Below are 22,228 nucleotides of genomic sequence, written 5' to 3'. Positions count from 1 at the left end.
CGCGGCCGGGTAAGCTGCATCACACTGAAGACGAGAAAGCAACGCTGTGAAAGGCAGGCTCATGAACGTCACTCGCACCCAGGTCGGCATCGTGGGCGGCGGCCCCGCCGGGCTCATGCTCTCGCACCTGCTGGCCAAGCAGGGCATCAGCAACGTCGTCATCGAATCGCGTGACCACGACACGATCGCTAACACTCACCGCGCCGGCATCCTGGAGCAACCTAGCGTGGCCATGCTCACCGACACCGGTGTTGACGGTCGCGTCCTCACCGTCGGTGACGAGCACGAGGGCATCAACCTGCGGTTCAAGGGGGAGTCGCACCTGCTGAACTTCCCGGAGCTGGTCGACGCCACCGTCACCCTCTACGCTCAGAACGAGGTCTTCATTGACCTCGCCGCGGCCCGCGCCCGTGACGGCGGCGACGTGCGCTACGAATCCGAAGTCACCGAGATCTTTGACCTGAAAACCGACACCCCGAAATTCCGCTACCGCTCCGTGGCCGAAGGGGCCGACCCGGACGCGCTGCAGGAAGTGCACTGCGACGTCCTGGTCGGGGCGGACGGGTCCCGGTCCTTCTGCCGTCGCGCCGTGCGCGATGAGCCCGGCCATCAGGATTTCACCACCGAATACCCCTTCGCCTGGTTCGGCATTCTCTGCGAGGCGCCGAAATCCTTCCCCGAGCTGATTTACGCCAACTCCCCGCGCGGCTTCGCCCTGATTTCCCAGCGCTCCGAAACGGTGCAGCGCATGTACTTCCAATGCGACCCGAACACCAACGTGGACGATTGGTCCGAGGACCGGATCTGGGATGAACTGCAGTCCCGCGTGGCCGGCCCCGACGGCTTCGAGCTCAAGACCGGCCCGATTTTCGACAAAACGGTGCTGCCGTTCCGCTCCTTCGTCCGCGAGCCGATGAGCCACGGGAATCTGTTCTTGGCCGGCGACGCCGCCCACACCGTGCCGCCCACCGGTGCGAAGGGCCTCAACCTGGCCTTTGCCGACGTCCGGGTGCTCTTCGAAGCGCTCGATTCGTTTTACTCCACCGGCTCCCGGGCACTGCTGGATTCCTACTCCGACACCGCGTTGCGTCGGGTCTGGAAAGCCCAGAACTTCTCGTACTGGATGACCACCATGCTGCACACCACCGCCGAGGAGAACCCCTTCTCCACCCGCCGTTCCCTGGGTGACCTGGAGTCCGTGACCTCCTCGGTCTACGGCCGTCAGTACCTGGCCGAGTGTTACACTGGCTGGCCCAACTCCCGCCCCTGAGTGTGACTGATCTCATGCGATTCTCGCCAGATGAGAATCGTGATGACGGGCGGCGTATCCCACGTCACACTGAAAGAACCACCACTCGCGCACCGCACCCGCACCGAGTCATGAGTAGAAAGGAGCAGCCCGTGAGTCAAGACACCTCCGTTGAGGAGACCTTCAACAACAGCCACGTGCTGGACCCTGCCGCCACGCAGGACTCCCAGGAGAGCATCACCCAGCAGATCAACGACATCGCAGCGACGACGTCGGGGGAGACCCAGCCACGGCTGAACTACCCGCCGTACAAGTCCTCCGTGTTCCGTCACCCCACCAAGAACATGCACCACACCGACCCGGAGACCATCGAACTGTGGTCCCCTGCTTTTGGTCACCGTGACGTGCACACTCTGGAATCGGACCTGACCATCCAGGGCAATGGCGAGCCGATCGGTGAGCGCATCAAGGTCCGCGGTCGCGTTCTCGATGGCGACGGCCGCCCCGTGCGCGGCCAGCTCGTGGAGATCTGGCAGGCCAACGCCGCCGGTCGTTACGTGCATAAGCGCGACCAGCACCCGGCCCCGCTGGACCCGAACTTCGCCGGAGTCGGCCGCACCATCACCGGTGACGACGGCTCCTACGAGTTCACCACCATCAAGCCGGCACCCTACCCGTGGAAGAACCACCACAACGCGTGGCGCCCGGCTCACATCCATTTCTCGCTGTTCGGCACCGACTTCACTCAGCGGATGATCACCCAGATGTACTTCCCGGGCGATCCGCTGTTCGCGCTGGATCCGATCTACCAGGGCATCACCGACCAGAAGGCGCGCGACCGCCTGGTGGGCACCTATGACCACTCGGTCACCAGCCACGAGTGGAACACCGGCTACACCTTCGACATCGTGCTGACCGGCTCGAACCGCACCTGGATGGAAGATGAAGAGGGGGATCACTGATGCGCATCGATGAGACCACCGAGCGGATGGCCAACGGCAAGCTGTTCCCCACCCCGGGACAGACCATTGGCCCGTTCTTCGGCTACGCTTCCGGCTACGAGCAGGTGCACCTGCCCTGGCGCGACGGCAACCTGCTGATCAATCCCGCCCACCCGAATGCCGTGCGCCTTACCGGTACCGTGTACGACGGCAACGGCGACCCCATTCCGGACGCCATGCTGGAGATCTGGCAGGCCGACGAGAACGGTGAGATCCCGCAGAAGTCGGGCTCGCTGGTGCGTGACGGCTTCACCTTCACCGGCTGGGGCCGCGGCACCGTGGACAACGAGGGCACCTACACCTTCTCCACCGTGAACCCCGGAGCCACCGAAGAGGGCAAGGCGCCGTTCATCCACCTGGTGATCTTTGCCCGCGGTCTGCTGAACAAGCTGCACACCCGGATCTACCTTCCCGACGACGAAGCCGCACTGGCCCAGGATCCGCTGCTGAGCTCGCTCGATGAGACCCGGCGTCAGACCCTGATCGCCCGGCGTGACGACGAGGGTGCACTGCACTTCGACGTCTGGATCCAGGCGACCGGCGAGCACGCCGACAAGGAGACGGTGTTCCTGGAGTTCCCCGGTATCGAATACCCGGTGCACGACTGACACTGCCGCCCGGCGGGTCGGTCGCAGCCTCGTTCAAGATGACAGGCTGTGACCGGCCCGCCGCGCCCGCGTGTGCGCCAACACGCTACCCTTGGACACATCAGACCCCAACGATGACCGATACCCTGTGGGAAACCACGATGAAATCGGTTGCACAGGAGCCGCGCTCGACATGATCGATCATCCCTCATCCGCATCCGTGGACGCCGGGTTGCTCAACCCCGGATGGGCCGCTTCCGTCGTGGCCGGGATGACCTCCGATCACTCCTTCCTGAAAACCCTGCTCGACGTCGAAGCCTGCTGGACCGAGGTGCTGGCCGACGTCGGCGTGGTCTCCGTTGAACAGGCCGAAGCCGCCCGTTCGGCCACGGATCCTGCTAGTTATGATCTCGTCGCCCTGGCCCGCGAGGCCCAGGGTGGCGGCAACCCGTTGATCCCGGTGCTCAAGGCCATGCGCTCCCGCGTGGGCAGCGCCTCGACGTCGCTGCACATGGGGGCCACCAGCCAGGACATTATCGACACCGCTCTGATGGTGATGTCCTCCCGGGTCTCCGCCTCGATCCTGACCGATATCAAGACCGCCGTCGCCGCGCTGATCGAGCTGGCCCGCACACACCGCGAGACTCCCATGGTGGCCCGCTCCCTGGCCCAGCATTCGCTGCCCTCCACCTTCGGGCTGCGAGTGGCCGGCTGGGCCGCCGGACTCGCGCAGGCCGGCCAGCACCTCGAGCAAGCCTCCGCCCAGCTGCCCGTGCAGTGGGGTGGCGCCGCCGGAACCATGGCCAACCTCTCCGGCCGGGTGGCCCGGGCCCACCGCACCGGCCGACTCGACGCCGGCATCACCGTCTTCGACCTGGTTGACCGCCTCGCCGAAAAGCTGGGCCTGCAGGCCCCGCCCGCCCCTTGGGACACCAACCGCCTGGTGGTCACCCGCCTGGGTTCCGCGCTGGCCGACACCGTGGTGGCCTGCGGCAAGATCGCCAACGATGTGCTGATTTCCGCCCGCATCGAGAACGGCGAACTCGGCGAGCCCCTGGCGGAAGGTCGTGGCGGCTCCTCGGCCATGCCGCACAAGCAGAACCCCGTGCTCTCCGTGCTCATCCACTCCGCCGCGCTCTCGGCCCCCGGGCTGCTCGCCCAGCTCTACACCGGTGCCGGTGCTGCGAATGAGGAGCGTCCCGACGGCGCCTGGCACACCGAGTGGCCGGCCCTGCGCCAGCTGCTGCGGCTGGCCGGCGGGGCCACCCAGATGACCACCGAGCTGGCCTCCGGGCTGCGCGTGCACACCGATGCCATGCGGCACAACCTGGAACGCACCGGCCCGCTGCTGGTCTCCGAGCGCATCATGGCCGAGCTGGCCCCGGTCATCGATGCCGCCGCCGGTGAGGCCGGGGCGGGCAAGTCCCGCATCCAAGAGGTGGTGGATCGGTCGCTGGCCGAGGGGGCCGACTTCGCCGTCTTGCTGCGCGAGATCACCCCGGATACGGTCTCCGACGCCGAGCTGGCCGATCTGCTCGACGTCGCCCAATACACCGGCGAAGCCGCCACCCTGGTGGATCGCCTCACCGCCGAATATGAGGAATGGAGCCGAGCATGACCGTCCCCCAGATCACCGCCCTGCGCCTGAACGACGCCCCCGCCGACACCGTGAAGGACGTGCTGTTCGTCGGCGCCGGACTGGGCACCGGTGTCCAGGGGCTCTGGGGCGAAACCGCCCAGCAGCTCACCGACCGCTTCCACGTGGTGGGCTGGGACCTGCCCGGTCACGACGCCTCCCCGGCCCACACCGACGAGCTGTCCATCAGCGACCTGGCCCAGGCGGTGGCCGACCTGGTGCGCTCCCAGCACGAGACCGGGTCCATCGCCGCCGGCGCGAAGGTCTACTACGCCGGCGTCTCTATCAACGGCGCGGTCGCCCTGCAGCTCGGGCTCGACCACGGCGACCTCTTCGACGGCATCGCCCCCATCTGCACCGGTGCGAAAATCGGAGAGCCTGCCTCATGGAAGGAACGCGCCGAACTCGTGGAGAAGGCCGGCACCCCCACCATGGTCGCTGGCTCCGCTGCCCGCTGGTTCGCCGAAGGGTTCATCGAGGCCCAGCCCACCCGGGCCACCACCCTGCTGCACACCCTGCAGGATGCCGACCGGCACTCCTACGCCCGCCTGTGCGAGGCCCTTGCCGGTTTTGACGTGCGCGAGCGCCTTGGTGAGATTTCCACTCCGATCGTCTCCATCCAGGGCAGCGATGATCAGGTCTGCTCGGTGGACGACGGCGCCTTCATCGCCGAGAACGTCCAGCACGGCACCGCCGAGGTCGTCGACGGCGTGGCCCACCAGGCACCCGTCGAGAAGCCCGAGGCCGTGGCCGAGCTGCTGCGTACCCGCTTCGCCTGACCCGAGATAGACACAGAGAAGAGCACCCACCGCATGACTGAGCAGAACCCCGCCGACGCGCAGACCCCCGTCGGCCACCAGATGGACCGCACCTCCCAAGAGGTCTACGACGCCGGCATGGAGGTCCGCCGTGAAGTGCTCGGCAACGCCCACGTCGACCGCGCCGAGTCCAAAAAAGACGAGACCACTGAGGACTTCCAGAACCTCATCACCCGGTACGCCTGGGGCACCATCTGGACCCGCCCCGGCCTCGACCGCCGCATGCGATCAGCGGTGACCATCTCCGCCATGGTCTCCGGCGGGTACTGGGAAGAGTGCGCCATGCACCTGCGCGCCGCCCTGCGCAACGGCCTGAGCCGCGAGGAAATCAAAGAGATCCTGCTCCAGACCGCCATCTACTCCTCCGTGCCCGCCGCCAACGTAGCGTTCAAACTCGCCCAGGAGGTCTTCGCCCAGGTGGACGAGGACCTCGCCGCCGGCAAAGAACTCTGACCTGCACCTCCTTCGCCCCCTGTCTTTCCCTCGTCTCCTCCTGAAAGGATCGGCCCGATGACCGAATTGACCGACGCATATATTTACGACGCCGTCCGCACCCCCTTCGGCAAGGTGGGTGGCGCCCTGGCCAAGACCCGACCCGACGACCTGGCGGCCCTGATGGTCGGCGAATCCGTGAAGCGTGCCCCGGCCCTGGCCGACAACGGCATCGGCGTCGATGAGGTGATCCTCGGCAACGCCAACGGCGCCGGCGAGGAGAACCGCAACGTCGCTCGCATGGCCACCCTGCTCGCCGGACTCGACACCTCTATTCCCGGCACCACCGTGAACCGGCTCTGCGGATCCTCTCTCGACGCCGCCATCATCGGCTCCCGCCAGATCAACACCGGTGAAGCCGACGTCGTGCTCGTCGGTGGCGCAGAATCCATGTCACGTGCCCCCTGGGTGCTGCCTAAGACTGAGCGCCCCTTCCCCATGCACAACCTCGAGCTGGCCAACACTACCCTGGGCTGGCGGCTGATCAACAAGAATATGCCGAAGGAATGGACCGTCTCCCTCGGCGAGGCCACCGAGCAGCTGCGCGAGAAGTACGGGATCACCCGCGAGCGGATGGACGAGTTCGCCGCGAACTCCCACCAGCTCGCTGCCCAGGCCTGGGAGGCCGGCAAGTACGACAACCTCACCGTTCAGGTTCCCGACGTCGACCTGGCCCGAGATGAAACCATCCGCCCCGACTCCACCGCCGAGTCGCTGTCCGGGCTGCGCACCGTGTTCCGCAAGGAGAACGGCATGGTCACTGCTGGCAATTCGTCTCCCATGAACGACGGCGCCTCCGCCGCCTGGCTGGGATCCGAGAAGGGCGCCGACATCCTCGGCCTGCAGCCTCTGGCCCGCATTGCCGGCCGCGCCACCGCCGCCAACGAGCCGCAGTACTTCGGCTACGCCCCGGTGGATGCCGCGAACCTGGCGCTGAAGCGGGCCGGCATCACCTGGGATGACGTCGCCGCTGTGGAACTTAATGAAGCCTTCGCAGCCCAGTCACTGACCTGCACCGACGCTTGGGGCGTGGACCTGGAGATCGTCAACGCCTGGGGCGGTGCCATCGCCATCGGCCACCCGCTCGGCGCCTCCGGCACCCGCGTGCTGGGCACCCTGGCGCGCCGACTCGAGGAATCGGGCGACCGCTGGGGCGTGGCCGCGCTGTGCATCGGTGTCGGCCAGGGCATCGCCGTCGTCATCGAGAATGTCACCGCCCGCTGACCGAGACCCACGAGGCCCCCAGGTCTCCCCATTCCCCTTCAGGAGGACACATGCTGGAATTCGTAGATTCCGCAAAAGAAGCCGTCTCCCGCATCACCGATGACTCCACCGTGCTCATTGGTGGTTTCGGCAACGCCGGCCAGCCCATGGAGCTGATCGACGCCCTGCTCGACTCGGGCGCGACCAACCTGACCGTCGTCAACAACAACGCCGGCCAGGCCGACGCCGGGCTTGCGTTGCTCATCAAGGAACGCCGCGTCGCCAAGATCATCTGCTCTTTCCCCCGCCAGTCCGACTCGTGGCACTTCGATGAGGCGTACCGCAATGGCGAGATCGAGCTCGAGCTGGTACCCCAGGGCAACCTGGCCGAGCGCATGCGCGCCGCCGGTGCCGGCATCGGCGCCTTCTTCGGCCCCACCGGCTACGGCACCGAGCTGGCCGAGGGCAAGGAAGTTCGCGAGATCGACGGTAAACACTACGTGCTGGAACACCCGATTCGCGGCGACTTCGCCCTGATCAAGGCCTACCAGGCAGACCCGTACGGCAACCTGCGCTACCGCAAGACCGCCCGCAACTTCGGCCCGGTCATGGCCACGGCAGCCGAGCACACGATTGTGCAGGTCGACGAGGTGGTCGAGGGGTGCCTGGACCCGGAGAACGTGGTGACCCCGGGCATCTACACCGACACTATCGTGACCATCCCGACCGCATCGGGTGAGAAGCAGCGCGCAGAAGATGCCGCGGTCGCTGCCGGACAGCCCAAGCCCTGCGCCCCCAGCGCCGGACAGCAGAACTGACGCGAGGAGAGGACACCATGGCAACTATCACTGATACTCCGCTGGACCAGGACGCCCTGGCCAAGGTCATCGCCGATGACATTCAGCCCCACTCGTTCGTCAACCTCGGCATCGGCCAGCCCACCAAGGTGTCGAATTACCTGGACGCCGAGAAGCGGGTCACCCTGCACACCGAAAACGGCATGCTGGGCATGGGACCGCAGGCCACCGGCGACCAGATCGACGAAGACCTGATCAACGCCGGCAAGATCCCGGTCACCGAGTTGCCGGGCGCCAGTTACTTCCATCACGCTGACTCGTTCGCGATGATGCGCGGCGGCCACTTGGACGTCTGCGTGCTCGGTGCCTACCAGGTCTCCGCCAAGGGCGACCTGGCGAACTGGTCCACCGGCAAGCCCGGGGCGATCCCTGCCGTTGGTGGGGCCATGGACCTGGCTATCGGTGCGAAAGACACCTACGTGATGATGGACCTGTTCACCAAGAAGGGCGACGTGAAGCTGCTGCCCGAGTGCACCTTCCCGCTCACCGGTGTGGGCTGCGTCTCCCGCATCTACTCCGACAAAGCGGTGCTGTTGCTGGATGAGACCGGTGTGGTTAAGGTCCGCGAGCTGCATGGCATCACCTTCGATGAGCTGAAGGACGCCCACCGCGGCGTCGAATTCGAGCTGCTCGAAGACTGATCCCCCCAGATCACGGTTACTCCGTGAACGACGTCGGCCGGGTCGCGCATCACTGCGCGGCCCGGCCGTTGCCGTTGGGGTTATTGAGTTGTGAGGGCTGATACGGGGTCAGAGGTTGCGGCGGACGCCGGCGCCGTTCTCGGAGATCTTGCCGTCGACCTTGGCGCCCTTGTAGACGAAGAGGTTGCCGTCGCTCTTCTCGGTGACGTTGCCGTCCACACGAGCGGTCTTGAACAGGTAGAGCTGGCCGGTACCGTTCTCGGTGACATTGCCGTCGACCTTGCCATACACGCGCAGGGTGCCGGCACCGTTTTCAGTGACGTTACCGTCTACCTTGCCGCTGGCGCGGACGTTCAGGTCGCCGGAATCAGCCTCGGAGATGTTGCCATCGACCTCGCCATAGGTGGTCACGCTCCCGGCACCGCTCTCGCTGACGTTGCCGTCGACCTTGCCGGTTTTAGCGATCACCACGGAGCCGGAGCCGATCTGGCGGACGTTGCCGTCGACTTCGCCGCGGATGGTGACGGTGCCGCTGCGCACGGTCAGGTTTCCGTCGATCTTTTTGCCTGCCGGCACGGTGTAGTTGCCCGTGCGGCTGACGTTGTCATCAGCCACAGCGAGGGAGGGAGTCGCGGTCAAGAGCAGAGCAGCGACGGCAGCACCGGCAATGACGTTTCTCTTGTTCATGGCTAGGTCCTTTCAAGGAGATGTCCCGGAGGACATCTCCGGCGACTCCTTGAAGATAAACAGGCATCGTGAAGCAGCTGTGAGAGCACGGTGAGAAATCGATGAGACCGAATCGGTGCTCAACCGGCGTTGGCGCCGTGCAGAGAAACGCCGGCGGGCGACAGCCTCGCGAGGAGGGTGCCGCCCACCGGTGTGATGCGCATTGGTCGAGGTGGACAGTCGGTTCTGTTTGCTGGATGCGTTTCCTCTGGTCAGCGACCGGCTTCACGAGCCAGCGCCATCAGATCGGCGTCACGTCGTGGCGCCATGTCAGGGCGCGGCAGACCACAGTTCAGCGTCAGCACGACGGTGGCCAGCAACAGAACCGACAGTGCCGGTGCGCTGAGGATCCACAGTGCTGCGGCGATGCCGAGGGCGATCAGGCGGCCAGACCAGAGGGATAAGCGTCGGGGGAGATGTCCCACGATGAAATTCCTTTGTTCGTTCAGGAGAGGGAGGGTTGGTGGTGTACCCGCATGAAGGCACAGAAGAGCCAGCCCTGAGATCCATCACCGAGCCCCTTTCCGAAATTGGGCGCACGACATCACGGCGTGTGCGTTTCGGAAGAGTCACGTGCCGGGCGAGATCACCGGACACACGAGCGGTGTGGCAGGGAGCGGGATGCGAGGAACGGTGCGAGCCAGTGACCTGAAGACAGGCCTACTCGTCGGCTGGGACGGTCTGGGGCGCGGTCCAGCGTCGTCCGCAGTACGGACCATGATGGTGGATGCCGCTCAGGTCCCCGAAATCGGGTCCTGTCATAACGTCAGCAGGGGGAGCAGGTGAGACGGCGGCGTGCGCGCATCTCGTCACGGCGGCGAGAGCAACGGCTCTAGCCTCGCGGAATTTTAGGAAAAGACCTTTGTCATCATGAATCTGCCCTGCTTTCTTGCTCTGGGTGCTGTTCGAGCCCTTCCAGCTGAAGAGCGTCGAGATCAAACCCGAGCATGTGGTGATGGAATCGCAGTGAAGTGTGATGCGTTCCACAGAAAAACGTATCACAGATCTCGAGCGTGTGGAACCGTGCCCGATGATGGGGCGCGGCGCCCTGATGGTGATGGTGAAGGCGACGGGCGCCGGGTCAGCGTCCTGCTTCCCGTGCCAATGCCAGAGAGTCGACCGTGTGGCGCGGCGCCATCTGTGCTCGATGCGCACCGCCGACGAGGTGTATCAAGGCAACGGCGAGCAAGATCAGCGACCAGGCCGGTGCTCCGAGGAACCATAGGAACATGGCTAGGATCAGCAAGGCGGTCCGAGGAATCCAAGGGATCAGGGGATGGAGGGGGTGTGTCATGGCGGGGTCCTTCGTAGACTGGTGTAGAGATCACTTTGCAAAGAACCCTTTGCAAAGGTTGTTATGCAAAGGTACCTCTGTTTATGGCTGAAGACAAGACCCCTGTACAAGACCCCTATGACGCGCTTCCGGGGGAGTCTGATCTGCAGATGAATGCGAAGACGATGAAGGCTTTTGCGCACCCCCTGCGCATGCGGATGTACACCTTCCTGTCAGACCACGGATCAGCCACCGCGACCAGGCTGGCTGAGGAGCTCAATGAGAGCACCGGCCAAACGAGCTATCACCTGCGTCAGCTCGAAAAGCATGGGCTGGTAGAAGAAGATACAGAGCGAGGGTCCGGTCGTGAGCGCTGGTGGAAACCCGTTGGTTACTCCCTGCGTCGTCACCTCATCCAGGGAGATTCGGGATCGGATCCGGCGATGAATCTGTTGATCAACGAGCAGGTGCGGGATCGTTCGGAAAAGCTGCGACACTGGCTGACCACCATGGACTCGGCGCCGCAAGAATGGGTAGAGGCATCTATTTTGTCGACCAGCACGGCAACGATGACTCCCGAGCAGGCCCGAGCACTCACTCAAGAGCTAATGGAGGTGCTGGAGCGGCACACCGAAGCCGCCGAGGCTGCACCCAATGCTGCGGCCTCGGATCAGGCGCAACGTGTCCGGATCTATCTCAGCCTCTTCCCCTTGGAGACCGGCGTCGCAGAGTGAACTGCGGTCTAACGTGTCCGTAGACTTCGGTAAAATTTCAAACAGTGATCATTCCGAGAGTACGTGGATGGTTACTCGGATGAAAGGAACCGAATCGCGCTGTGAGCAAGCGGAAAGCGTTTGACCATTCGACTCCAGTGCGGCCCTCGAAAAAGCGGAGAGGCCCGTCGACGTCGCGATGGATCGTGTTGCTGGCTTTCCTGTCCCTTCTGGTCACGATGGTGGCCAATCAGGGGGTTGCCGGAATCGCGCTGACCGCAGTGGTGTTCGCGGTGTTTTTGGGGATCAGCGCGCTCTATGCCCTGGTGCTGCGCCGCCCGAGCTGGATGGGTCTGCGTCGTCCGCAAACCACTGGCAAGGCGCTGGGCGCGAGCGTCGTGATGTTCCTGGCGGCGACGGTGGCTTTCGGAGCCACCCTGCCGGACACGGATGATGAAACCACTGCCTCAGGCTCGGCTGTCTCCGCTTCACCGTCCGCGACTCAAGCCTCCCCGACCGAGAGCGTTGAGCCGAGTGAAACGAGCGCTTCCAGCCCGTCACCGACCGAGGCGAGCGAAGCTCCCACCCTGAGCGAGGAACCGGCTCCCTCCCTTTCGGAGACCGGTGCGTCCCCGAGTACGAGTGCAGAGCCCTCTCAGGGAACAGCACTGGCGCAACTCGAGACGATCGAGATTAAGGGGCGCGCGCCACGGACCGGCTATGACCGTGATCTGTTCGGCCGAGGCTGGAAAGATCCAGATCGCAACGGCTGCGATGCCCGCAACGACATGCTCAATCGAGATCTGACTGAGGTAGTGCACCGTCCGGGGACCCAGGGGTGCGTGGTGGCATCCGGTGTGCTGCACGATCCCTTCACCGGCACGCGCATCGATTTCGTGCGCGGCAACGACACCTCGGTTCTGGTGCAGATCGACCACGTGGTGGCCCTGTCGGACGCCTGGCAGAAGGGCGCCCAGCAGCTCTCCCCGGAACAGCGTGAAGTCTTCGCGAACGACCCGCTGAACCTGCTCGCCGTCGACGGTCCCACCAATATGGCCAAGAGTGATTCGGATGCCGCCACCTGGCTGCCCCCGAACAAAGCGTTCCGCTGTGAATACGTGGCGTTGCAGACCGCGGTGAAAGCCAAGCACCATCTCTGGATGACTCAGGCCGAGCATGATGCGATCCACCGCATTCTGACCACCTCGTGCCCGGATCAACCGGTTCCGTCTGATGAAGGGGGAGTGGCCGTGCCAGCGGCGGCAACCTCCGCCACCCAGGCGCCGGTGCAGACCGGCGCGCCGGCTCCGGCACGCCCCGTGCCGGCCGCCTCGCGAGACGAACAACCGGCTCCTGCGGCGGATGTGTACTACCAGAACTGCTCCGAAGTGCGTGCCGCCGGTGCCGACCCGATCTACCCCGGGGACCCGGGGTGGCAGACCAAATTCGATGGCGACGGCGACGGAGTGGGCTGCGAGTAGCAAGGCGCCGGGGCTACGCGAGTTTTTCTACGGCCGATAGAATAACTCTAAGGTGAGACCGCCGTGTGGTCTTGCACACTGCTCTTGAGGGAGAATTTGGTGAGGGACATGCACGACATTCGAGCTCCATACACCTTGGAAGTCACCGGTAAGGCCATTGCGCAGATCGAGGACGCGAAGGACGCGATTCCCGCGGGAACCCCGATCAATATCGCGTTCCTTGGAAATGAGCACCACAGCCAACGTGTCAACGCGGCCAGCGTGATTCGCGCTGGCGGGTTTGAGCCGGTCCCGATCATTTCCTCCCGCCGTCTGCGCTCCGGAGAAGATCGAGATCAGCTCATCGACGCACTGTTCGCCGTCGCGTCGCCGAGTCGGGTCTTGCTGGTCGGTGGAGATCCTGACCTGCAGGCGGGTCCCTTCGAGAACTCGATGGAGCTCATGTCCACCGCATTCCTGGACGGATACGACATCCAGCAGGTCGGTATCGTCGCGTATCCAGAAGGGCACCCGAAAATCGAAACGGACATACTCTGGGACAGTCTGCGTTGGAAACTCGGCTTCCTGCAGGATGCCGGGCGAGACGTCGAGATCACCACGCAGTACGCGCTTGACCCAGAGTCCATCGTGGAATGGCTGAAGAGCCTGCGCTCCGAAGGGATCACCGTTCCCGTGCGGATCGGTGTGCCGGGGCCGGCGAAGGCCAGTACTATCGTGGGTTACGCGCGTCAGTTCGGGGTGAACATCACGGACGATGCGGCGGAACGATATGGCGTGGCTACCGTTGATGGCGATAGGGAATTCGACGGTGACCGACAGTTCGGCGCCGACCAATTCTTGGATGACCTTACCGCGGGCCTGAACCGCTTGAGCAACGAGGATCGAGGTGACGTGCTGTTCCACCTGTACCCGTTCGGCGGAATGGCCGACAGCGTGCGGTGGATCAACCGTCGCCTCGCGAACTGAGCTTAGTGAGTAGCTGAATGGTCCACGTGGGCGCGGACGGCGGTGCCGGTCTCGTCGAGCCAGGACTGTGAACGGGCGTAGTTGATCATCGCGTCGAACTCCTCATCCCACTCAGGGTCATCGATGCGGGCGTGATCGCGCAGCTCGGAAATGCTCAGCCAGGCGTGCTCGCCGTCGAGGCGGCCCAGGCCGGTGCTGGTGAGCACCTGGTCGACGTCGTCCATCGTGACGCCGCGTGCCTGCACGGCCAGGGCTTTGAGGTCGTGCTTCTGCTCCACCACGAGTCCGGTGTCTGCGGTGATGGCAACGATCATTCCGGTGACTCCTCGCTGTCGTCGGTGTCGAAGATCCGGGTGTGGAACTCGTCGTTGAGCTCCTGGACCTGATCTTCGAGCGCGTTGAGATCGTGGGCCGGAAGGCACGAGCTGCGGGCGTTGAGCGCGGTGTGACTGCCTTCGGAGGTGAGCGAGACGATCTCACCCCCGTTATCCTCGTCCAGCCAGGTGAGCGTGGTGTATCCGGCCATGGATGCGGGTCTGTCCGCCTCACTGTAGCCCACCGCGCCGAAGAGGTCATCACCGGTGTCGGCTACGAGCACCGGATCGAGATCCTGTACTGAGAGGTTATCCATCACGATGCGGGCGGCCTCGGTGGGCAGTGCGCCGTTATCGGCGGTGGTCATGCCGAGGGTGGTGCTGTCTGAGGGCTCCCCGGACTCGCTGGGCGCGCTCGGGGTGGTGGTGGGAGTGGGTGTCGCCGAGCCCGCGGCGTCGAGTACCTCGTCGGGCACGTCGCAGGAGATCACCCGGTAGGGGCGGTTGTTCGGTAGCGGCATGCGCAGGCTCTCGCCACCGGCGTCGATCATGGACTCCACCATGGTGGTCAATGCGGGGAGCGCCTCGGCCGCGTGCTGTTCGGCGGGGCGCAGCTGCAGAAATTCTGTGGCTTCGTCGTCGAACGAGACCAACCCGTTGGTGGACTGGGCGGCACCTTCGGAAGAGTCCGCGCTCGCCGATGGTTCGGCAGTGGAGGAAGAGTCAGCGTCCGCGCTGGGAGAAGTCGACGGGGTGGCGTTGCTGAAGTCGTCGAGGTTGTCGAGACCTTCCAGGGCTTCGCCGCAACCGGTCAGCGCCAGGGCGGCAACGGAGGCGAGGGCGCAGGTGGACAGCGCAGCGCGCCGTCGTCGTGGGGCACGTTGAACAGTGGAGGGTGCGAGTGTCATGGGGAAGTCCTCGTCAACAGGGTGCTCGGTGCGTCAGTGCCTACCAGTCTACCGGCCCCGCGTTACTTGCCCGATGCGCCGACCTTGATGGGGGAACAGGTCTTGTACCCGGAGACGCGTATGGTGGCGTCCGTGTTTCCGGCGCTCGGTGTGCTGTTCGGCGTCGGTGTCTGGTGGTACTTCCGCAGGCCCGCTCAGGTCCCGCAGTAGGTGACGAACCGCCCGAACGTCTCCGGGGCCGGCAAAGCGTAGCGCTCGCGGCCCGGCTGCTCCGCGAACGGGTGCCGTTGGACCTCCAACAGACTTTGGAACGGCGCCAGATCACGCTCGGCCGTATCCCCGAAGTCCAGCTCGCCGGTGGCTGCGGCCAGGGCTTCCTCGACCAGGTGGTTGCGCGGAATGTAGATCGGGTTGGTCCGGTCCATCAGCTCCGGGTCCGGGCCCAGCTGCTGCCAGTCCTCCACCCAGGCGTGAAATTCTGCGTCGTCGGGAACTACCTGTGCCAGCGTGGCCGGAATTTGGTCGGCGGGCACCTGTGCCGCCGTGGCGAGGATGCGGAAGAACGAGGTGTAGTCGGTGCGGTGCTGGGCCATCAGGGCGAACAGCCGATCGGTGAGATGCTTGAGCACATCGTCGTTTGTTGTTGCACTTAACCCGAGCTTGGTGCGCATCCCGTCGAACCATGCCTGCCGGTGCGCCTCGGCAAAGTCATTCAGCACCTGCTGGGCGGCCTCGATGGCGCGGTTCGGGTCGTCGTCGATGAGCGGCAGTAGAGTCTCCCCGAGGCGGGCCAGATTCCACTCTGCGATGGGCGGCTGGTTGCCGAAGGCGTAACGACCCTGGTGGTCGATCGAGGAGAACACGGTGCGCGGATCCAATTCGTCCATGAACGCGCACGGCCCGTAGTCGATGGTTTCCCCGGAGATCGTCATGTTGTCGGTGTTCATGACCCCGTGGATAAAGCCGAGCTGCAACCACTGTGCAACCAGTTTCGCCTGGCGGTGAGCGACCTCCCGGAACAGAGTGAGTGCTGCCGGAACCTCGGGATGCTGCGCGACGGCGCTCGGGTAGTGCCGGTGCAGCGACTCCTCGACCAGCCGTGCGACCAGCCCAGAACTCTCGGCGTTCTCAGCATTGGACTCCAGGGCGTGAGCATATTGGAAGCTGCCGACCCGCAGGTGGCTGGACGCGACCCGGACCAGCATCGCACCGGGACCGCCGGTGTCTCGGTACACCTCACGGCCGGTGGTGATCACGGCCAGGGCGCGGGTGGTGGGCACGCCGAGCGCGTGCATGGCTTCGCTGATCAGGTACTCGCGCAACATCGGGCCGAGCACGGCCTGCCCGTCAGCGGCACCCCGGGCGAAGGGGGTGCGGCCCGAGCCCTTCAGATGCAGGTCCAGGGTGCGCCCCTCGGCGTCGGTGATCTCACCGAGCAACAGCGCCCGGCCGTCGCCCAGCCGCGGCGAGTACATGCCGAACTGGTGGCCCGCATAGCCCTGGGCCACCGGTTGAGCATCCTCAGGCAACGCCTCTCCGGTCAGAAAGCGCAGCCCGTCCGCGGTGCGCAGCCATTCGATGTCGAGCCCCAGATCCTGCGCCAGCTCCTCGTTGAGGATCACCAGCCCCGGGTCGTACGTGGCCTCGGCCTGCCACGGAATGGACAGCTCGGGAAACGCCTGCGCGAAGCGGGCGCTCAAGGTGATCGGGGCGCTGGAAACAGCCATAAGGCCATCGTAGACCCGCGGTCAACCGCTAGACTCACACCGGGAACGGTATACAGAGGAGGGTCGATGCCCCCGGTGGAGAATCTCTCGCTCGAGGACGGAGAGCTCAGCACGGTGGCCGGACGTGCCGGGCTGATTGCCGCGGATCTCGAATCCGACGGTGCCCTGGTGGGCGTGGACGGCGCGGTCAGCACGGCCATGCCCGGATCGCGGGCCCGCACCAGCTACAGCCAGGCCTTGACCGCCGTCAACGAGGCGGTTTCCGCACTGGCGGAGGGGGTCACAGAGACCGCAGGCAACGCAGAGTTCGCCGAGGTTGACTTGCTCAGCCAGGACCAGGCCGGTGTGACCCGGCTGTTCCCTGGGGTGGGAACGGGGCCCACCCCATGAGGTGGGAAGACGTGCGCCGCTGGAACGCCGAGCCACTGCTGCGAGCGTACGACGAATTTCTTCTGCGCGAAGGAACAGCCGAAACCGCAGGCCAGGACCTGTTTCGCATGGCCGGAAGCATCGCCTCGACCGGGGAGACGGCCACGGCGCTGCGCACCCGGCTGACCGAGCTGCGCGCCGATTCCGACCTGATCGAGGCGCTGCTCAGCGACGGGGTGACCGCACTGCTGGTGGCCAGCCAGGGGGTTGGGGAGATCGAGCAGCACGTGCGCGAATGCTATGCGAGTGCCACCGACCAGGGCCTCGTGCTGCACGACGACGGACGAGTATCCATCGCCGAGTCGACCTTCGCCCGGGCACGCGAGCAGAGTGAGCGGATGTCCGAAGAGTACGGCTACTCGATGCCGGTGGAACACACCCCGGCACTGACGATCGCCATCAGCCATCGCATCTCGCTGGAAGAGCGGATCGAACGGCTGCTGGGCACCGCCGACGACGTCGACACAGACCTGGTCACCGCGCTGGACTCTTTGGCCGACGGCAACGCCAGCGACACCGCCGTCGAGACCTCTCAGCTCACCCCGAACCAGCTACCGGATCTGAGTCTGCTCACTGACGCGGGCACGGCAGCCGAGGTGCGCGGGGTCTGGGACAGTCTGGACGCCACCACCCAGCAGCGCTTGCTCGAGGAGCATCCCGAGGTGCTCGGCAACCTCGACGGGATCCCCTTCCAAGACCGGGTCACCGCAAATAGCATCACCATCGACGAAACGGTGGGGGAGATCGACATCGAGATCGAGGACATCCAGCAGCAACTGGACGAACTGGATCTCACCACGATCACCAACCGGGCCGACGCGTACGAGCACGTCAACACGAAAAACGATCTGGAGGAGCGCCTCGACGAACTCATCCCCGAGCGCGAGTACCTGAACAGTCTGCTGGCCCCGGGTAGTGGCGCAGTGCTTTTCGACCGCGACAACGACCGGATCATCCAGGTGATGGGGGATCTCACCCAACCCGCCGACGAGGTCATCACACATGTGCCAGGCACCTCCACCACCTGGGAGAGTTTCGTGGACGGTTCGGTGCAGAACATTCCGCAGTACATGGTGGAAACCGGCGCCGAGGACGGGCAAAACGTCGTCGGGTTCGCCGTCAAAGATGGCCCGTGGGTGACCTGGACGGGCGAGCGCAGCAATATCAGCAGCAACAGCATGCAGGAGCTCGGCGACCGGGTGCACAGCTTCACCGACGCCGCGGGACTCGAGAACAGTTTCCGCGACGCCGAAACCACCGGCACCGGGCACAGTGCGGGGATGACCGTGCTCTCCGGGGCGGAACAAGCCGGATCGCACTATGACAACGTCATCTCGCTGGCCGGCTCCTACACCGTGAACGACTGGGAAGCGAACCCCACCACCGAATACGATCATATGCAGTACGGTTGGGACGCCATCAACGCCGTGGACGTGGCCAAGTCCAACACGCCGCACCAGATGACCGATACTTTCGAACAGCACCATTTCGAGGGGGAACCGAACCGCTTCTGGATCTTCCCCCGCGGAGTAGAACACCACACGCGCATGCAGCAGGGCCCGGCCACGAACCAGGAAGTGCTCGATCAGATCTATCTGGAGGCGATGAACTGATGACGACGTCGCAACCCCCCGGCGGCGAGCCGCTCACGTTGCCGCAGGCGCGGAACACCGCGCTCGAGCTGGTGGCTGAGGCGCTAGCGCTCGTCCCGGAATCGGTGCGAGCCGCAGCCGATCAGCAACCGCCCCGCCCCGGTGAAGTGGCCCGCACCCTGGTGCCCGGCGATGTGCTGGACGGGCCCCAGAACCGGTCCGAAGCCCAGGGCGCCCGACGCTACCAATACCCCGGCGGCGGCTCCGTGGCGGTGCTCCCCGGCACCGACGTCCACCGCCTGGCCACCGAGATCATCGACGAGCTCGAACAGCGCCCCGGTTGGTCCGCCCAGCAACGCTCACAGCCCTCCGCCCATCTGAGCGATCAGCGAATCCTCACGGCCCCCGGCGGCTACGCGGTCTCGGTGCTGCCGATGCGTGCGGAGACGCAGCAGCCATTCATCCGGGTTTCCGTGCTGAGCCCCGGATTCACTCCGCCCGTCGATTTTTCCCCGCACCGAAAGTACTGACCCGCCATGTCCCTCCCCCGTTCTCGACGTCGACGCCCACTACATTCCGGGGGTGCTCTGCTCGTCCTGGGCCTGACCGCACTGGTGTTGGCCGGCTGCAGCATCGGATCCAGCCCGAACGAGGCAGAAGAGCTGGCGCAGCTCACCCCTCAGCAGGCGCGCGATGGCAGCGTTGAGTTACTCGAACAGATCCAGGCTCGGGTGCCCGCCGAGGCGATCGATGACGCTGAGCCCCTGCCGCGTCCGGGCGAAATAGAGCGCAGTCTGATCACCTGCGAGGACCTGCTGGGCAGTGATGTCAGTTCCAGCTCTACCGAGGAACGCGGGGTCACCTATCCAGCCGGGGCCTCGCTGCGGTTGACCGACGACGCCGACGGGGAGGCCCTGGCCGAGGGCCTGCTGGACGCACTGGAACAGGACGAAGGCTGGGCTGCCTCCGAACGCACCGTCACCGTCAACGGTGAGGAGCAGGCCAGCCGCAGCCTCACCACTGACGACGGTTACCTCATCACCATCCGCGCCCGCTCTGACCGCGACGGCGACCCGCTGCTCAACGTCAACGCCTGGAGCCCGTGCTTTGCCCTCGGCGAGGAGTACAGCATCCACGAAAAATACTGAGTTCGAGGTCACGGAGAATCACCGTTTCCAAGAAAGTCCGATCGCGGAGTTGCTAAGTTACTCGAGAGAAGGTTAGATGTAACCCAGGTCACACCGACCTGTGGCGGGCGTCACTTTCGTGTTGCCGGTCGTCGCTGTCCGACTTTCTTTAGGAATCTCATGAACGCACACCATGCCGCACGGCAGCAAGGGTTGATGCATACCGTCATCACCGTGCTCCTAGCCTTATTCCTCATCGCAGGCCTTGCCCTCTTCGCCTTGTTCAGTGGCCAGGTATCCAAGGGAGCCGCCCAGCTGAACGAGGGGATGGGTCAGGCCAAGGATGGCATCAGTGAACTCGACGACGGAGCCGGCCGGGCCGCTGAGGGTGCATCCGAGCTGGCCCAGGGCGCCTCCGACCTGAATGACGGAGCCGCCGACCTCAAGGACGGCACGAGCACTGCGCACCGCGGATCTCAAAGCGTGACTGCGGGTGCGGAAGCTCTTGCCGAGGGATCAACGTCGCTGTCTGATGGAGCGGGTCGCGCAGCGGAGGGTGCCGCGGCGCTCGCCGAAGGCGGCCAGGCACTCGGTACGGGCGTGGCGAAGGTTGCCGACGGTGCGGGACGTGCAGATGTTGCCGCGAAGAAGCTCGACGACGGGGCCGGTCGACTGGTGACCGGTGCTACCTCGGCTCACGAGGGTGCGAACCAGCTGGGTGCCGGAGCAGCCGAGCTCGGCGAGGGCGTAGGCGTCCTCGCGAACGGCGCGGGTCGGCTCGATGAGGGTGTTGGCCAGGTCGACGCCGGGGCTAAGTCTCTCGCTGACGGCGGACAGGAACTGGGTGCCGGGGCCGGTGAACTCAAGGACGGCGCTGGCCGACTCGCGGACGGTGTATCGCAGGTTGACGCCGGTGCCGCAAGCCTGGCCGAAGGTGCGCAGGCCGCTGCCGAGGGTGCTGGCACCCTTGCCGGCGGTGCCGCCCAGGTCAACGACGGCGCGCAGCAGCTCGGCGCCGGTGTGGATTCCGCCAAGACGGGTTCCGGTGACCTGAAGGAAGGCCTCGATACGTTGTCGGCCGGAATCGGACAGGCTTCCACCGGTGCAGACGAGCTTGCTTCCGGGTCGACAGAACTCAAGGCCGGCACCGCGGCCGCCCTCGATGGCGCGCGCCAGCTCGCTGCCGGTGCGGCCGAGGCCGGTCCGGGGGCTCAGCGACTCAGCGACGGTGCGGCTCAGGTCAGCGATGGTACGGCGGAGCTCTTGCAGTTCGCCAAAGACAACCCGGCCGTTCCGGTGGGCATGCTCCTCGCTCAGCTCGAGGAGCTGAACAGCGGTGCAGGCCAGGTCGCTGACGGTGCCGCACAGCTCGCCGCAGGTAGCGAGCAGTTGCAGGACGGAACCTCTCAGCTCGCCGCTGGCCTGGAAGAGGTCGACGCCGGGGCCGCTCGTCTCGAAGCCGGTTCAGGCGACCTGTCGGCAGGGCTGAAGGAGCTCAATGCTGGCGGTGCGGAAGCCGCCGAGGGTGCAGGCGCGCTCGATGCCGGTCTGGCTCAGATCCAGGCAGGATTCGTCGGCGACGGCGACGAGAACCCGGGCCTGCTGGCCGGCACCGCGCAGCTGGCTGAGGCTTCAACCCAGCTTGCTGAGGGTAACGGTGAACTGGCCAGCGGCGCAGGCAAACTGCGGGAAGGCACCGGTGCGTTGGGTCGTGGCGCGGGCCAACTCGTCGCCGGCACCGACCAGCTGGCCCAGGGCGCAGGTCGCCTTGCCGACGGTGCAACCCAGCTCAAGGCGGGTACCGGCGAGCTGAAGAACGGCTCGGGTGCCCTGGTGGCAGGTGCGGACGAGCTGCAAGCCGGTACGGGACGCTTGACCGCGGGCGCTCACGAACTCGCCGAAGGCAACGGCGCCATCGCCGAAGGTGCTGGCACGCTGCGGTCCGGTACTTCCGAGCTCGCGTCCAAGACCCCGGACCTGAAGAAGGGTGCCGACGACGCGGCTGCCGGAGCGCTCAAGCTGCGCGATGGCGCCAGCGAACTGCAGAACGGCAATGCACAGCTCTTCGAGGGCGCGCTGCAGCTCCAGGACGGTGCCGACCGGCTCGCCGAAGGCTCCGGCAAGCTCGAAGACGGCCTGAAGAAGCTCGACACCGGCGCCGGTGATCTCGGAGAGGGGACGACGCGGCTCCATGCCGGAGCCGATGAACTCGCTGAAGGCAACCAGGCTCTCGCCGACGGGACCACCCGGCTCGCGAGCGGATCGACCGAGCTGGCCTCGGGCACCGAGCGCCTCGAGGGCTCCACTCGGGCCGCGTCGGTGACGGAATCCCCGTCCGGTCTGTTGCTCCTGGTGCCGCTGGCGCTCCTGGCTATCCCGCTCGTGCTCTTGTTGCGGGCCCGTCGTCGCCGTCGGGTGAGCTGACCGCTAGCTCAACTAACTCAACGCACGTCACTCAAGAAGTGACTAAAACAGCACCGCGGTGGGG

At 65.5% G+C, this 22,228-nt stretch carries 23 protein-coding genes; 17 read left to right on the top strand and 6 right to left on the bottom strand.

Annotation, left to right across the window (positions count from 1 at the left end):
- Window positions 1-61: 61 nt before the first annotated feature.
- From P8192_RS13210 to P8192_RS13170, 9 genes are all read left to right on the top strand, one after another.
- A complete protein-coding gene (locus P8192_RS13210; protein ID WP_278157469.1) occupies window positions 62-1,270 on the top strand; it encodes a 4-hydroxybenzoate 3-monooxygenase in 1,209 nt (402 codons plus the stop codon).
- Window positions 1,271-1,380: 110 nt separating this feature from the next.
- Window positions 1,381-2,211 (top strand): protocatechuate 3,4-dioxygenase subunit beta, encoded by an 831-nt coding sequence (gene pcaH, locus P8192_RS13205; protein ID WP_431521117.1) that lies wholly within the window; start codon window positions 1,381-1,383, stop codon window positions 2,209-2,211.
- On the top strand, window positions 2,211-2,858 hold the full coding sequence (gene pcaG / locus P8192_RS13200) for a protocatechuate 3,4-dioxygenase subunit alpha (protein WP_278157468.1): 648 nt from the start codon (window positions 2,211-2,213) through the stop codon (window positions 2,856-2,858). The genes pcaH and pcaG overlap by 1 nt, the downstream gene beginning before the upstream one ends.
- 172 nt (window positions 2,859-3,030) lie before the next feature.
- A complete protein-coding gene (locus P8192_RS13195; RefSeq protein WP_278157467.1) occupies window positions 3,031-4,455 on the top strand; it encodes a lyase family protein in 1,425 nt (474 codons plus the stop codon).
- A complete protein-coding gene (locus P8192_RS13190) occupies window positions 4,452-5,252 on the top strand; it encodes an alpha/beta fold hydrolase (RefSeq protein WP_278157466.1) in 801 nt (266 codons plus the stop codon). The genes P8192_RS13195 and P8192_RS13190 overlap by 4 nt, the downstream gene beginning before the upstream one ends.
- A 33-nt stretch (window positions 5,253-5,285) precedes the next feature.
- On the top strand, window positions 5,286-5,744 hold the full coding sequence (gene pcaC, locus P8192_RS13185; RefSeq protein WP_270107072.1) for a 4-carboxymuconolactone decarboxylase: 459 nt from the start codon (window positions 5,286-5,288) through the stop codon (window positions 5,742-5,744).
- A gap of 57 nt (window positions 5,745-5,801) precedes the next feature.
- Complete coding sequence (locus P8192_RS13180) at window positions 5,802-7,007, top strand: thiolase family protein (RefSeq protein ID WP_431521116.1); 1,206 nt, start codon at window positions 5,802-5,804, stop codon at window positions 7,005-7,007.
- Between the two features lie 50 nt (window positions 7,008-7,057).
- On the top strand, window positions 7,058-7,804 hold the full coding sequence (locus tag P8192_RS13175; RefSeq protein ID WP_278157465.1) for a 3-oxoacid CoA-transferase subunit A: 747 nt from the start codon (window positions 7,058-7,060) through the stop codon (window positions 7,802-7,804).
- Window positions 7,805-7,821: 17 nt separating this feature from the next.
- A complete protein-coding gene (locus P8192_RS13170; RefSeq protein ID WP_270107074.1) occupies window positions 7,822-8,484 on the top strand; it encodes a 3-oxoacid CoA-transferase subunit B in 663 nt (220 codons plus the stop codon).
- A 108-nt stretch (window positions 8,485-8,592) separates the two neighbouring features.
- On the opposite strand, the gene P8192_RS13165 is transcribed toward P8192_RS13170, so the two are convergent.
- From P8192_RS13165 to P8192_RS13155, 3 genes are all read right to left on the bottom strand, one after another.
- A complete protein-coding gene (locus P8192_RS13165; RefSeq protein ID WP_278157464.1) occupies window positions 8,593-9,171 on the bottom strand; it encodes a polymer-forming cytoskeletal protein in 579 nt (192 codons plus the stop codon).
- A 251-nt stretch (window positions 9,172-9,422) separates the two neighbouring features.
- Window positions 9,423-9,635, bottom strand: a complete 213-nt coding sequence (locus P8192_RS13160) for a hypothetical protein (protein WP_278157463.1) — start codon at window positions 9,633-9,635, stop codon at window positions 9,423-9,425.
- A 656-nt stretch (window positions 9,636-10,291) separates the two neighbouring features.
- Window positions 10,292-10,504, bottom strand: a complete 213-nt coding sequence (locus P8192_RS13155; protein ID WP_278157462.1) for a hypothetical protein — start codon at window positions 10,502-10,504, stop codon at window positions 10,292-10,294.
- An 83-nt stretch (window positions 10,505-10,587) separates the two neighbouring features.
- On the opposite strand from P8192_RS13155, the gene P8192_RS13150 reads away from it, so the two are divergent.
- The 3 genes from P8192_RS13150 to P8192_RS13140 all read left to right on the top strand — a co-directional run bounded on the left by P8192_RS13150 (window position 10,588) and on the right by P8192_RS13140 (window position 13,643).
- A complete protein-coding gene (locus tag P8192_RS13150; protein ID WP_278157461.1) occupies window positions 10,588-11,217 on the top strand; it encodes a winged helix-turn-helix domain-containing protein in 630 nt (209 codons plus the stop codon).
- A 218-nt stretch (window positions 11,218-11,435) separates the two neighbouring features.
- Complete coding sequence (locus P8192_RS13145) at window positions 11,436-12,677, top strand: GmrSD restriction endonuclease domain-containing protein (protein WP_278157460.1); 1,242 nt, start codon at window positions 11,436-11,438, stop codon at window positions 12,675-12,677.
- Window positions 12,678-12,785: 108 nt separating this feature from the next.
- On the top strand, window positions 12,786-13,643 hold the full coding sequence (locus P8192_RS13140) for a methylenetetrahydrofolate reductase (RefSeq protein WP_278157459.1): 858 nt from the start codon (window positions 12,786-12,788) through the stop codon (window positions 13,641-13,643).
- Between the two features lie 2 nt (window positions 13,644-13,645).
- Here P8192_RS13140 and P8192_RS13135 read toward each other — a convergent pair whose 3' ends face one another.
- From P8192_RS13135 to P8192_RS13125, 3 genes are all read right to left on the bottom strand, one after another.
- Window positions 13,646-13,957, bottom strand: coding sequence for a hypothetical protein (locus tag P8192_RS13135; RefSeq protein ID WP_270107081.1), 312 nt, complete (start codon window positions 13,955-13,957; stop codon window positions 13,646-13,648).
- Window positions 13,954-14,865 (bottom strand): hypothetical protein, encoded by a 912-nt coding sequence (locus P8192_RS13130; RefSeq protein ID WP_278157458.1) that lies wholly within the window; start codon window positions 14,863-14,865, stop codon window positions 13,954-13,956. The genes P8192_RS13135 and P8192_RS13130 overlap by 4 nt, the downstream gene beginning before the upstream one ends.
- Window positions 14,866-15,059: 194 nt before the next feature.
- On the bottom strand, window positions 15,060-16,592 hold the full coding sequence (locus tag P8192_RS13125) for a protein adenylyltransferase SelO (protein ID WP_278157457.1): 1,533 nt from the start codon (window positions 16,590-16,592) through the stop codon (window positions 15,060-15,062).
- Window positions 16,593-16,658: 66 nt separating this feature from the next.
- Here P8192_RS13125 and P8192_RS13120 point away from each other — a divergent pair, with 66 nt between their 5' ends.
- From P8192_RS13120 to P8192_RS13100, 5 genes are all read left to right on the top strand, one after another.
- Window positions 16,659-16,982 (top strand): hypothetical protein, encoded by a 324-nt coding sequence (locus tag P8192_RS13120; protein ID WP_278157456.1) that lies wholly within the window; start codon window positions 16,659-16,661, stop codon window positions 16,980-16,982.
- Window positions 16,979-18,634 carry a hypothetical protein gene (locus P8192_RS13115; protein WP_278157455.1) on the top strand — a complete coding sequence of 552 codons (1,656 nt, stop codon included), beginning with the start codon at window positions 16,979-16,981 and terminating at the stop codon, window positions 18,632-18,634. Before P8192_RS13120 ends, P8192_RS13115 begins: the two co-directional genes overlap by 4 nt.
- Window positions 18,634-19,143 carry a hypothetical protein gene (locus P8192_RS13110; RefSeq protein WP_278157454.1) on the top strand — a complete coding sequence of 170 codons (510 nt, stop codon included), beginning with the start codon at window positions 18,634-18,636 and terminating at the stop codon, window positions 19,141-19,143. Before P8192_RS13115 ends, P8192_RS13110 begins: the two co-directional genes overlap by 1 nt.
- A 6-nt stretch (window positions 19,144-19,149) precedes the next feature.
- A complete protein-coding gene (locus tag P8192_RS13105) occupies window positions 19,150-19,761 on the top strand; it encodes a hypothetical protein (protein WP_278157453.1) in 612 nt (203 codons plus the stop codon).
- Between the two features lie 159 nt (window positions 19,762-19,920).
- Entirely contained in the window at window positions 19,921-22,164 is a 2,244-nt protein-coding gene (locus P8192_RS13100; protein ID WP_278157452.1) for a hypothetical protein, read from the top strand.
- Window positions 22,165-22,228 lie beyond the last annotated feature (64 nt).

The organism is Citricoccus muralis, from assembly GCF_029637705.1.
Taxonomy (GTDB): Bacteria; Actinomycetota; Actinomycetes; order Actinomycetales; family Micrococcaceae; genus CmP2.
Note: the sequence above shows the minus strand (reverse complement) of the source record. Positions and strands in the feature narration are given on the sequence as shown.